The sequence below is a fragment of the Oleiphilus sp. HI0079 genome, assembly GCF_001635105.1.
In genome coordinates this window covers 1-606 of sequence record NZ_LWFT01000132.1, presented here as the reverse complement: position 1 = coordinate 606, position 606 = coordinate 1, and the positions used below count along the sequence as shown (strand labels likewise).

At 49.8% G+C, this 606-nt stretch carries 1 protein-coding gene; it reads right to left on the bottom strand.

Annotated features, from left to right (window positions below; genetic code table 11):
- Nucleotides 1-114: 114 nt before the first annotated feature.
- Nucleotides 115-606, bottom strand: a 492-nt coding sequence (locus tag A3750_RS25690; RefSeq protein ID WP_197474806.1) for a hypothetical protein, incomplete at its 5' end; no start/stop codon positions are given.

Below are 606 nucleotides of genomic sequence, written 5' to 3'. Positions count from 1 at the left end.
TGGCACTCTGCTCTATGGAGCCCGGACTTTCCTCCTCACAAAGTAAGGCGATTGCCCAGCAAGCTCTGGGCAAGTGTAACCAGATAGAAATGGATAGCAAGAATTATTAGTGAATCAGAAAAGTGGCTTGTTCTCTTCACGAAGCGAGGTAAGACGATTTGCATTTTCCGATGAGCGATCAAAAACGAAGCCAGCCCCGGGGTTTCGATCATAGTCACTGAGATCATTATTGATCGAAACCCGCTCCTCGAATGAGGTATCAAAGAACCGATCCTCTGGGATTAGCTCGCCAAGCTCATCTCGCTCAATCGTGCGCGCTAAGCGCCTCTCTTCCTCTTCATCCTCGCCTTCTAACTCGTTGAGCTCTACGACATCGTCGGGCGGCTCGCTCTCTAGCCCTCCCTCATCCAAAATGGATCCACCTGCCTGCGGCAGCTGCTCTACAAAGCCCACCTCAAAACCTGATCCAGACGACTCTCGCCGATCATCAGCCCAATCTTCAATCTGATTTAACAATACAGAGTCTAATGACTCCCCTGAAGCCGAAGAACCATTTGCACCTTCTGACAATTGATATGGCAAAGCGTCGTATCCGTCAACAACAAG